The 11199-nt window shown below is 71.9% G+C and carries 11 protein-coding genes; 4 read left to right on the top strand and 7 right to left on the bottom strand.

The window, feature by feature from the left end; translation table 11 throughout:
* Positions 1 to 10: 10 nt before the first annotated feature.
* The 3 genes from ACFT32_RS14125 to ACFT32_RS14115 are packed head-to-tail and all read right to left on the bottom strand — an operon-like array spanning position 11 to position 3186.
* Entirely contained in the window at positions 11 to 832 is an 822-nt protein-coding gene (locus tag ACFT32_RS14125) for a carbohydrate ABC transporter permease (RefSeq protein WP_382488915.1), read from the bottom strand.
* Between the two features lie 31 nt (positions 833 to 863).
* Entirely contained in the window at positions 864 to 1817 is a 954-nt protein-coding gene (locus tag ACFT32_RS14120) for a carbohydrate ABC transporter permease (RefSeq protein ID WP_382488740.1), read from the bottom strand.
* A gap of 40 nt (positions 1818 to 1857) precedes the next feature.
* Positions 1858 to 3186 (bottom strand): ABC transporter substrate-binding protein, encoded by a 1329-nt coding sequence (locus ACFT32_RS14115; RefSeq protein WP_382488738.1) that lies wholly within the window; start codon positions 3184 to 3186, stop codon positions 1858 to 1860.
* 269 nt (positions 3187 to 3455) lie between these two features.
* Between ACFT32_RS14115 and ACFT32_RS14110 the strand changes: the two genes are divergently transcribed.
* Positions 3456 to 4487, top strand: a complete 1032-nt coding sequence (locus ACFT32_RS14110; RefSeq protein WP_382488736.1) for a LacI family DNA-binding transcriptional regulator — start codon at positions 3456 to 3458, stop codon at positions 4485 to 4487.
* A gap of 21 nt (positions 4488 to 4508) precedes the next feature.
* Here ACFT32_RS14110 and ACFT32_RS14105 read toward each other — a convergent pair whose 3' ends face one another.
* The 4 genes from ACFT32_RS14105 to ACFT32_RS14090 all read right to left on the bottom strand — a co-directional run bounded on the left by ACFT32_RS14105 (position 4509) and on the right by ACFT32_RS14090 (position 8472).
* Complete coding sequence (locus tag ACFT32_RS14105; RefSeq protein ID WP_382488734.1) at positions 4509 to 5750, bottom strand: glycosyltransferase; 1242 nt, start codon at positions 5748 to 5750, stop codon at positions 4509 to 4511.
* 154 nt (positions 5751 to 5904) lie between these two features.
* Positions 5905 to 7398: a HEAT repeat domain-containing protein gene (locus tag ACFT32_RS14100; RefSeq protein WP_382488732.1), complete on the bottom strand. Its 1494-nt coding sequence runs from the start codon at positions 7396 to 7398 to the stop codon at positions 5905 to 5907.
* 100 nt (positions 7399 to 7498) lie between these two features.
* Entirely contained in the window at positions 7499 to 7897 is a 399-nt protein-coding gene (locus ACFT32_RS14095; RefSeq protein WP_382488730.1) for a cupin domain-containing protein, read from the bottom strand.
* A 137-nt stretch (positions 7898 to 8034) separates the two neighbouring features.
* Entirely contained in the window at positions 8035 to 8472 is a 438-nt protein-coding gene (locus ACFT32_RS14090; RefSeq protein ID WP_382488728.1) for a hypothetical protein, read from the bottom strand.
* Positions 8473 to 8560: 88 nt separating this feature from the next.
* Between ACFT32_RS14090 and ACFT32_RS14085 the strand changes: the two genes are divergently transcribed.
* The 3 genes from ACFT32_RS14085 to ACFT32_RS14075 all read left to right on the top strand — a co-directional run bounded on the left by ACFT32_RS14085 (position 8561) and on the right by ACFT32_RS14075 (position 11155).
* Entirely contained in the window at positions 8561 to 9259 is a 699-nt protein-coding gene (locus tag ACFT32_RS14085) for a helix-turn-helix transcriptional regulator (protein ID WP_382488726.1), read from the top strand.
* Positions 9260 to 9321: 62 nt separating this feature from the next.
* Positions 9322 to 9576 carry an EF-hand domain-containing protein gene (locus tag ACFT32_RS14080; protein WP_382488724.1) on the top strand — a complete coding sequence of 85 codons (255 nt, stop codon included), beginning with the start codon at positions 9322 to 9324 and terminating at the stop codon, positions 9574 to 9576.
* Positions 9577 to 10054: 478 nt separating this feature from the next.
* Positions 10055 to 11155: a LacI family DNA-binding transcriptional regulator gene (locus tag ACFT32_RS14075; protein WP_382488722.1), complete on the top strand. Its 1101-nt coding sequence runs from the start codon at positions 10055 to 10057 to the stop codon at positions 11153 to 11155.
* Positions 11156 to 11199 lie beyond the last annotated feature (44 nt).

Here is an 11199-nt window from a genome sequence, read left to right as displayed (position 1 = left end):
GTGCGGTGGCTCAGCCCTTGAGGGCGCCGGACATGAAGCCCCTGATGTAGTGCCGTTGCAGCAGCAGGAAGAGCAGCAGGCAGGGCACGGCGAGGACCACCACGCCCGCCTCGGTGGCTCCGTAGTCGACGGCGCCCATGCTCTGCTGCCGCAGGTTGGCGACGGCCAGGGGCAGCGGTGCCTTCTCGCTGTCGGAGATGAGGATCAGCGGTGCGATGAAGTCGTTCCAGGCGGCGAGGAACGCGAACAGTCCCACGGTGATCAGTCCCGGCCGCACCGCCGGCAGCAGGACGCGGCGCAGCGCGCCCGCCGTGCCGCAGCCGTCGACGAGGGCCGACTCCTCCAGTTCGCGGGGCACCGCCTCGAAGGAGATCCGCATCATGAAGGTGGCGAACGGCAGCTGGAACATGGCCAGGACGAGGCTCAGCCCGATCAGCGAGTTCTGCAGCTGGAGGCGGCCCAGCAGGACGTAGAGCGGGATGAGGAGGGTGGCGTAGGGGACCATGAGGATGGCCAGGGTCAGCAGGAACAGCAGGTTCTTGCCGGGGAAGTCGAAGCGGGCGAAGGCGTAGCCGCCCAGCAGGGACACCCCCAGCGTCAGGGCGACGGTCAGTGCCGAGACGAGCGTGCTGTTGAGCAGGTATCGCCACAGGCCCGCGTCGTAGTCGAGCAGCGTGCGGTAGTTGCCGAGGCCGTAGCCGGACTGCTGGGCGGTGCCGGGCTGGCCGCTCACCGACGCCCAGGCGTTCCACAGCAGCGGGAAGAGGAAGATGACGGCCAGACCGCCGGCGACGACGTAGTGGGGCGTCCGGCCCAGGGCGCGGGTGAGCACCGTGGTGTCCCTTCTCATGAGGCGGCGGGTGTCATGACTCGTCGGCGCGGCGCAGGCCCCGGAACTGCAGGGCGTTCAGCAGGAGCAGCGCGGCCAGCACGAGCATCGAAAGGGCCGCCGCGGTACCGAGGTTCAGCCGCTGGAACGCCTCCCGGTAGATCAGCTGGACGACGGTGACCGTGCTGTTGTCCGGTCCGCCCTTGGTGAGGATGAAGAACTGGTCGAAGGCGAGCAGGGATCCGGTCACGCACAGCAGCAGGCACAGGGCGAGGGAGGGCCGCAGCAGCGGCAGCGTGATGGAGCGGAAGGTCTGGGCGCGGCTCGCGCCGTCCATCCGCGCCGCCTCGTACACCTCGTGCGGGATGCGCTGCAGGCCCACGAGCAGGATCAGCATGTAGAAGCCGGCGAACTTCCAGACGATCAGGAACACCGTCGACCACAGGGCCGAGGCCGGTGAGCCGAGGAAGGACACCGGGTCGTCGACGAGACCGAGGCCTTCGAGGACGCTGCTGAGCGGGCCGGTGGTGGGGCTGTACAGGCCCCAGAACAGGAGCGAGGCGGAGGCCAGGCCGAGGGCGCCGGGCAGGAAGTAGACCGTGCGGAAGAAGCCCGCGCCCGGGCGGGACTCCTGCACCAGCAGGGCCAGCAGCAGCGCCAGGGCGAGCAGGACGACCGTGACGATCACGGTGTAGAGGAGGGTGAAGCGGATCGCGGGCCAGAACAGGGTGCTGTCGGTGATGTCGGTGTAGTTCTCGGGCGCGTTGACGCCCCGGTCTCCCGCGAGCAGCGGCCAGTCGCTGAGCGACATCTGCCCGACCAGCAGCAGGGGCAGCAGGAAGAAGACCGTGACGAACACCGCCGTGGGGGCCGCGTAGACCAGGCCCTTGGCCTTGCGGGAGCGCCAGCGCGGCGGGGGTGTACCGGCCCGCCGCCGCGGCGGGGTCAGGTGCTCGGCCGTCGCCCGGTCGGCCGTTTTCACCGGCATGGCTCTCCTTAGCCGTAGGACGTCGGGAGGGTCGGTCGGTTCAGTCGGACAGTGAGGCGGTGACGGCGTCGTTGTCCTTCTCGACCGTCTTCCCGTCGCCGAAGACGGCGTGGCGCATCAGCTCCAGCCAGGGCCCGTTGGGGTCGTTGAAGGTCTGGCCGAACTTCATGGCGTACGGGGTGCGGCCCTCGGCGACGAGCTCGTTGATGGTGACCAGACGCGGGTCGGCCTTGGAGTGCTTGTTGGACGCCAGGTCGGTGCGCGCCACCACGTCCTTGTGCGCCGCGACGACGTCGACCTGGGCCTTGTCGCCGAGGGACCAGGCGAGGAAGTTCCAGGCCTGGTCGGCCGACTCACTGGTGGCGGAGATGCCGATGGCGTCGCCGCCGACGAAGGTGGACTTGCCGCCGTCGGGGCCGGGGATGGGCGCGACACCCAGGTCGAGGTCCTTGGGCATCAGCCCGAGCGTGGTCGACGGCATGGGCATCACGCCGACCTTGCCCTTCGGGAAGATCCCGGTCCAGGTCGTGCCCGTCTCCTCGCGGGCGCCGGGCGCCACGATGGAGTCCCGTACCCAGCCGCGGTAGGTGTCGTAGACCTTCTTCGAGGCGGTGGAGGCGAGATTCGCCGCGGTGCCCTCCTCGTTGAGGACGTCCTCCCCGGCCGCCCAGACGGACGGCCACCAGGTGAAGACGCCGCAGCCGCCGCAGTTGCCGCCGAAGAACGTGCCGTCGACACCGCCGCCGAGCGCGTCCACGGCCCTGGCCTGCCGGTCCCACTCGCGCAGGGTGGTCGGCGGCTTCTCGGGGTCGAGCTTCGCCTTCCGGTAGAGCTCCTTGTTGTAGAAGAGCACCGACAGGTCCAGGGTGTGCGGGACCACGTACTTCTTGTCCTCGTACGTGCCGGCCTTGATGTGCGACTGGGCCAGGTGCTCGGCGAAGGGCAGGGCGTCGACGCGGTCGGTGAGGTCGGCGAAGAGGCCGCTGGAGGTGTAGTTGGGCACGAACACGACGTCGGAGGCGAACAGGTCGGGCAGGTCGCGCGATCCGGCCGCCGCGCCGACCTTGGCCTGGTAGTCGTCGGTGGGGACGACGGTCAGCTCGATCTTGTTCTTGTGGCCGGCGTTGTAGGCCTTGACCAGGGCCTCGCTCTGCGGCCGGGTCGCGGCCCGCGTCCACATCGTCAGCTTGGTGCCGTCGTCGACACCACCGGCGGCGGCCTTGCCCTCTCCCCCGCCGGAGCCGTCGTTGTCCGAGCCGCACGCGGTGACCAGGCTCGCGGTGGCGAGCAGGGCGATGGCGCCTGTGACGAGGCGGCGTATGTGTCCACGCGGTCCGGCCGTGCTCCCCGTGCTCCCCGTGCTCCCCATGGTCGATTCCCCTTGTGTCGCGGCGGGCCCGGTGCGCGGGCCTGCCGGTCGGGACAATGATGTGGTGGCACTGAACTGAGTGGCGGAAACGGGCCGAAAAGGCTTTCTGAGACGCTAAGGATGCATCCCACGACCCGTCAATCCCCTTGCGTGAAGCGTTTTCTGAGATGAACTCGAAAACCCGGACGAGGACAGGACCGAAAATTTCCGCGTACTGTTCGGGGTGCCCTCGACGGCGTCGGCAGACGACGCGAGACAGGAGAAGACCCATGGCACAGGCCACCGGCCCCTCGCGTTCGCAGCCCGCCACCCTCAGCGATGTCGCCCGCCTGGCGGGCGTGTCGATCGCCACGGCCTCCAAGGCCCTCAACGGCCGCAGCCAGGTGCGGGCGGAGACCAGAACGCGCGTGATCGAGGCGGCCGAGCGCCTGGCGTTCCGGCCCAACCAGGTGGCCCGGGGCCTGCTGGCCGGACGGACGGGCACCGTGGGTCTGCTGACCAGCGACCTGGAGGGCCGGTTCAGCATCCCGATACTGATGGGCGCCGAGGACGCGTTCGGGGCGGGCGAGGTCGCGGTGTTCCTGTGCGACGCCCGCGGGGACGCGATCCGCGAGCAGCATCATGTCCGCGCGCTGCTGGGCCGCCGGGTCGACGGGCTCATCGTGGTGGGCAGCCGGACCGACCCGCGGCCGTCCCTGGGACGGGAGTTGCCGGTACCCGTGGTCTACGCGTACGCGCCGTCGGAGAATCCCGAGGATCTGTCCATCGTCCCGGACAGCGTCGGCGCGGGCCGGATCGCCGTGGAGCATCTGCTGGCCTGCGGCCGTACCCGGATCGCGCACATCACCGGAGACCCCGGGTACGCCGCCGCGCAGGAGCGGGCCGAGGGCGCCCGGGCCGCCCTGGCCGACGCCGGCCTGACCCTGGTGGGCGAGCCGCGGTTCGGGACGTGGTCGGAGGGCTGGGGGCGGGCGGCCACCGCGATGCTGCTCGACCAGTACCCGGAGGTGGACGCCGTGCTGTGCGGCAGCGACCAGATCGCCCGGGGCGTCATCGACGTCCTGCGCGAGCGCGGCCGGCGGGTGCCGGAGGACGTGGCGGTCATGGGCTTCGACAACTGGCGGGTCCTGACATCCGCGTCCCGGCCGCCGCTGACCAGTGTCGACATGAACCTCGAACAGGTCGGACGGGCCGCCGCGCACGCCCTGTTCACGGCGATCTCCGGCGGCACGCGCCGCTCCGGGATCGAGACCCTGCCCTGCCGGGTGGTGATCAGGGGGTCGACCGTGCCGCTGTCGTGAGGCGCGGCGCCCGCTCGCGGCTCAGGTCTCGAGTCGGTCGAGTGCCGCCAGGACCGGTGCCACGCCGTCCTCCTCCGCCAGGCGGCGCGCCACGTCCTGAGCCCGGTCGCGATGGGCCGGGTCGCCCACGGCCCGGCGCAGGGCGGGGGCGAGCGCGTCTGCGGTGAGGCGGCGCAAGGGGACGACGCAGGGGGCGGTGCCCAGGGCGACAAGACGGGCCGCCCAGAAACCGGCGTCGAACTGCACCGGCACCGGAACGGTCGGGACACCCGCGCGCAGGACCGCTGCGGTGGTGCCGGCTCCGGCGTGGTGGACGACGGCGGCCGTCCGGGGAAACAGCGACGCGTGCGGCACATCGCCGACGGTGATCACGTCGTCGGTGCGGGCGGCGAGGCCCGCCCACCCCTGCTGGATGATCCCGCGCAGTCCGGCCGCGCGCAGGGCGCGCACGATCTCGCCGCTGAGACGCTCAGGATCCGGCACGGTGGCGCTGCCCAGCCCGATGAAGACGGGGGCGGGCCCGGCGGCGAGGAACTCCTCCACTTCCACGGGCAGGGTCCGGGTGTCGTACGGCCACCAGTACCCGGCGATCTCCAGCCCGGGCCGCCAGTCCCGCGGCCGGGACACCACCACCTCGCTGAAGCCGTGCAGCACCGGCCGGCGCGCCCGCTCGTGGGCCCGGCGGATCGCGGCGGGGCCTGGCAGGGTCATGCCGTGCCGGGTGCGCAGTCGGCGCATCGCCCGGGTGAAGACCTGGTCGACGGCGGTGGTGACGACCCGTCCGCCCAGGTGGTTGCCGATGGTGCCGAGGGAGCGTCCGCCGAGCATGGGTGCCCCGAACTCCCTTGTCGGGTGCTGGGGTTGGAGGAACAGTCCGAGGCTGGGCAGGGTCAGTCCCTCGGCGATGGCGCGGCCCAGCGGTGCCACGGCGCCGGCGGCCAGCACGGCGTCGGCGCCGCGTGCCGCCCGGACGAGGTCGTCGGTCATCTCCTCGGCCGCCGACCGGGCCATCGAGACGACGCGCAGCAGTTTGCCGAGTCCTGTGGTGCTGGCGTGCAGGCCGCGGCCGCGCTCGGAGTGCAACTCCGCGTGCGGGTCGACCGGGGTCGGGTGGAACCGGACCCCGGAGCCGGCGGTCAGCGGCTCGAACAGTCCGTGGGTGACGAGCGTGACCTCGTGCCCGCTCCTCGCCAGCCCCGCGCCCAACCCGGTGTACGGCGCGACGTCGCCGCGCGATCCCGCCGTCATGATCACCAGCCGCATGGGTCCCAGTGTGGCCCGGCGAGGCGGACGACACACGGTGTACGGCGGCAGGGGTCCGAGAATCGCCGGTGCGGGTGAGGCGCGGTGCGAGTGAGGCGCGGAGTGGAAGGTGCGCAGCGTGGGTGGTGCGCGGAGTGGATGGTGCCGGGGTGGTTCAGGCGCGTGGGCCGGTGCCCAGTGCCTCGAGGACTCTCGTGGCGGCCTGGCGCAGCCGTGGGGACGCGTCCGCTGTGAGGGCAGTCAGCCGGCTGTGCGCTTCCTCGCTTCCGGGCGGCAGCGACCCGGTCGCCGTCACCCTGCGTTCGAGACCGAGGACGGCCTCGTAACGGACCGCCTCGTACGGGTCGTCCAGGCCGCGCAGGAATCGGAGTACGTCGTGCCGGGTGTGCTCGTCGGACTCGTCGTCCCCGGCGAGGAGCGAGAGTGCCGCGGCACGGACCTCGGCGGACGGGGCTTCGTCGGCGAGGCGCCGTACGGCGGGCAGGGCCTGGGTGAGGCCGTCGAGGGCGTTGCGGGTGCGCCAGGTGTGCTCCCCGCCGGCTTCCAACTGTTCGACCAGGGCCCAGGCCACGGGGTGGCGCTCCCAGAGGCGGAGTCCGTTCTCGACGAGTGCTTCCAGTCCCTGGATCACGCCCGCGCGTATCTCGTCGTCGGGATCGTCCAGGACCGACAGCAGGAGCCACACCGCGTCCCATCGGGCCCCGGCGCCTACGGCCCTGGCGGCGGCGGCCCGTGTGCGGGCGGGAAAGGTCTCGTCGGTCAGGGCCGTGCGCAGGTGCGCGGCGGCCGTCCCCGTGTCCGCACCGCCCAGGGCACGCGCGGCGGATGCTCCGGCCTCGGGGTCGCGCAGCCACCGCACCGCCGGTCCGGTCACCCGCTCGTCGCCGAGCCGCCCGAGGCCACGCAGCAGAGGTGCGGCGACCTCGGGATCCCGCTCGGTCCGCAGCGCCGCGGCCAGCTCGTCCTGAGTCTGCGGCCGTGCCAGGTCGAACAGCCGCCGGGCCACGGCGATCCGCACCTCGGGGGACGGGTCGCCCAGTCCGGTGAGCAGCGAGTCCAGGAGCTGCTCGGTGCAGCGCTCCGGCAGCCAGTCCAGGGCCCGTGCGCGGGCGGCGCCCTTGCCCTGGCGGGCGGTGCGGATCACTTCCGTCCGCACAGCCGCGTCGTCCTTGCATCGGTACACCAGGGCCCGGGCCCGGCCCCACACGGCGGAGTCCGGGTCACCGAGCAGCCCGGCCAGGGCCGTGGCATCCCCGGGTTCGCCCAGTGCGGCCAGTCCTTCCAGGGCGTTGATCCGCAGGTGATGGTCCGGGTCGGACAGGAGCCGGGCGAAGGCCCGGGTGACCGCCTGCCCCCGGATTCCCAGCCGGGTGGCGGCGACGGAAGCCCTGCGCCGTACGGCCGGATCCTCGTCGTCCATCAGCGGCGGCAGCACCTCACTGCCCGCATTCGGTATCCCGAGCCGGCCCAGGGCCAGGGCGGCGGCCGCGCGCACGGAGGGGGCGGGGTCGTCGGCCGCATCGGTGAAGACGCGGACGTATGCGGCCCCGCCCGCCTTCCCCAGTCCCTTCACCGCCGCCGCGCGGCGCTCGGGATCTGTCGCCGCCAACTCCCGTAAGAGGAAAGCGATCTGATGGTCAGTCCTCATGCCCACCTCCGAGGAGGAAGACCTCCGAGCCGGGCGAAGGTTGCGTGGACTCGGGGTACTCGACGAGGCGGAGTCGTCCTCTGGGCCGGAGCAGGCGGTGTCACATGCTGGGCCTGGTACGAATCCGCATGCCCGGGCGGCGGCGGTGCACGGTCACGTAGGACAAGCCGCCGCTCCCCGCGGCCAGGCCGCGTTCGCTGCCGTGCGGCAGCCAGACCAGACTGCCGGGGGCCAGGGGCTGCGGGTCTGCTGCCGGGCCGAGGGTGCCGTCACCGGCGACGACGAGCAGGAGGACGTCGAGGTCGGGCTCGGTGTGCGTGTCGATACGCCCCTGGGGTGGGATGCGGATGAGGTTGGCGTCCAGCTGCCGTCCCGGCTCGGCCAGTCGCCACAGCGCACCGGCAGGTGTCGAGTCGTCGGAGAGGAGCGACTCGGTATCGCACAGCACCCGCGGCAGGGGGACGCCGGCCGCGCCGGGGGTCGTCTCTTCGTCGTTCATCGATCTGCCACCGTCCGAGTACGTGCCTACTGCTGCCCTCGGCAGGGTACGGCCGACCGCGACGCGGGGACCGGGCCTCAGCGGCCACCGCATCGTCATCAAGACGACCTACGAGATCACGGTCGACGGTGCACCCCTCAGTGCGATGGCCGCTCGTCGTGGTAGTGCTGGGCGAGCCGGGCCAGGGCGACCGCGCCGAGCAGAAGGCCGAAGTCGCGCAGCGCGATGTCGTAGTAGTCGGGGATGGTCAGCAGGTTGACGATGATGCCGGCCAGCCATCCGGCTACCAGCCAGCCTCCGAAGCGCGGGGCGACGGCGACGACGAGTCCGGCGACGATCTCGATGGCACCGACGGCGTACATCGCCGCTTGGGCACTGCCGGGCACGATGTCGTTGATCCACGGTGCGAGGTAGGCGGGCCAGTCCACGAGCAGGTTGGCGAACTTGTCCAGCCCGAACAGGATCGGCGCCACGGTGAACCCGGCTCGCAGGATGAAGAACGCCTGGTAGCCGGGGTCGGTGAACCCGGACCGCCGGGGGACGGCGGACGTGGGGGTTGTGGTGGGGGACGACATGACTGCTCCTTCTATCGATGACTCTCATTAACGATAGAAGCGCGGCGACCTTCTTTAGTCAATGGCCATGGGTTTTACACTGGTGTTCATGGACCACCCGCAGCAAGCGCCCCGTGCCGACGTTTCCGCGGTCGCCGCACTGGACGAGCCGACCCGGATGCGGCTGTATGAGCACGTCGTGCGCCAGCCGGGGCCTGTCAGCCGCGACGAAGCCGCCGCCGCCCTCGGTCTCGCACGTCAGACCGCGGCGTTCCATCTGGACCGCCTGGCGGAGGAGTCGCTCCTCGACGTCGTCTACGAACGGCGCAGCGGCCGCACCGGTCCAGGAGCGGGCAGGCCGGCCAAGCTCTACAAGCGCTCCACCAGGCAGGTCTCCGTCAGCCTGCCCGAGCGGCACTACGAGCTGGCCGGGCGGCTCCTCGCCCGGGCCATGGAGGAATCCGAGGCCACCGGCGAGCCGGTCCGTACCGTCCTGCACCGCAATGCCCACGACCTCGGCGCCCAGCTCGCCGGCCAAGGCGACACGGGCGTGTTCGACCTGCTGGAACGGCACGGGTTCGAGCCTCGTTATGACGGTGACGCGATCGTGCTGGGCAACTGTCCCTTCCACGCGCTCGCCCGCGACCACACGGAGACCGTCTGCGGTATGAACCTGCGCCTGCTCCGCGGCGCTCTTGAAGGCCTCGGCACGAAGACCCTCCAGGCATGCCTGGCCCCGAGTCCCGGCTACTGCTGTGTTCGCCTGGAGCCGGCTTTCCCGCCCGGGGGCAACCCGGTCGGCGCGTAGGGCGTCCTCGCCAGTGAGCGGGACGCATCTGCCCGCCTGACCTCCATGCGATGGGGACAACGATGAGCGACAAGGCCCGCAAGCTGTTCGAGGCGCTCGACCTCGACCACGACGGGGTTCTCACCCGGCAAGAGGTGATCATCGCCCTGCGTACGAACGGACCGTCCCTGGCCGCCTCGGGCGTACTGCCGTTCTGGGGAGTGCAGGACGTCGACGACTCCTCCGCGTTGTTCGACAGGGCCGACCAGAACGGGGACGCGGTACTGACCCTCGATGAGTTCGCCGCGGTGGTGGACCGGCGGTTCGGCTGGAGCTGACGACCACGCCGCGCGGCGCCCGCGGGGCAGGACAGCAGGCCTCGCGGGGTCACTCCCGCCTGCGTCGCGCCGCACGGTTGGCGGCCAGCAGACAGACCCAGACAAGGACCAGGCCGGCCGCCACCAGGATGCGACCCGCGCCGTCGCCGTCGACCACTCGCCACACCAGAAGACCGAAACTCAGACAGAGCATCGGCCAGTAGACCCACGGTCCCCATCGGTTACCCGGCCTGACCCATGGCGGCGGATCACCGGAACCAGAGCGATGCCTCATGCACGCCTCCCCTCCCCGCTCGCCTTGCCCGTAACCGCCGGCATCAACCTGCCGCTCCCTCGATGCGTGGGCTCGATCCGCCGGCCTGACCGGTGTCGCGCTGTTCGGCAGCACTTTCGTCCCGGGCCTTGACCCGCTGGGCGGGCAGGTGCAGTCTCCAGTAATGCGCATTAGGTAATACGCATTAACGAGAGGACGGTCCCTGTGGAGCCCAGGAAGCGGCCCGGGCGTACGCCCGCTCCGGCCGGGCGTACGTCGCGGCCGCGGCAGGCCGAGGTGGCCCGGCTCGCGGGGGTGTCGCAGGCGACCGTGTCCCTGGTGCTCTCGCCGAAGCCCGATGGCGCGGGGCGCGTCATCTCCGAGGAGACCCGGCAGCGGGTCCTGGAGGCGGCCCGGAGTCTCGGCTATGTGCCCGACCCGGCCGCCCGGCGGCTGGCCGCCGCCCGCAACAACCTCCTCGGGGTCTTCAGCTTCACCGCCACGTTCCCCACCGACGTCCAGCACTCGTACTACCCCTTCCTGGTCGGTGTGGAGCGCGAGGCGGCGGCGCTCGGCTACGACCTGGTGCTGTTCACCGGGTCGAGCACCGGCGGCGCCGGGGCCGCGGGTCCCGAAGCCCTGAGCCGGGTCCGGCTCGCGGACGGCTGTCTGTTCATCGGCCGGCACACACCCCGGGCGGAGCTCAAGCGGCTGGTCGAGGACGGCTTCCCGGTCGTGCACCTGGGCCGCCGCGAGGAGCTGGAGGGGGTGGCATGGGTGGGCGCGGACTATGTCCAAGCCACACGCGATGTCGTGGGTCACCTCGCCGAGTTGGGGCATCGGCGGATCGTGCTCGTCCGGGAGGACGACGACGCGCCCGCTTCGACGGACCGTCAGCGCGGCTTCCTGGAAGGGCTGGAAGCGGTGGGTCTGGCCGCCGGGCCCGCGAGCGTCTTCAGGTCCGCGGATCCGCAGCGTGAGCTGACGACCGAACGGCTCCGCGCCTGGGCCGACGAGGGAGTGACGGCCTTCGTCGCCGAGGAGACCGACACCGGGGCGGCCTGGCGGGGCCTGCTCTCCGCTGTGCGCGGGGCGGGTCTCGACTGCCCCGGAGAGGTGTCCCTCGCCCTGCTCGGCAGCCCGCCCTCCGATCTGGCGGGCGAGCCCGTACCGACCGGATTCGACATCCCCCGGCCGCAGTTGGGCGCAGCGGCCGTGCGGCTGCTGGCCGCGCTCGTCGCGGGCGAGGAGGCGCGGGAGCCGCTCGTCGGCTGTGTCTTCCGTCCGGGTCCGACGACCGGACCGCCGCCGCCCGTCCGTCGCTGAGCACGGCCCGCTCGGGGCTCCATGAACCTGATCCAGCAGCAGCT

The organism is Streptomyces sp. NPDC057002 (assembly GCF_042673825.1).
Classification (GTDB): domain Bacteria; phylum Actinomycetota; class Actinomycetes; order Streptomycetales; family Streptomycetaceae; genus Streptomyces.
Note: the sequence above shows the minus strand (reverse complement) of the source record. Positions and strands in the feature narration are given on the sequence as shown.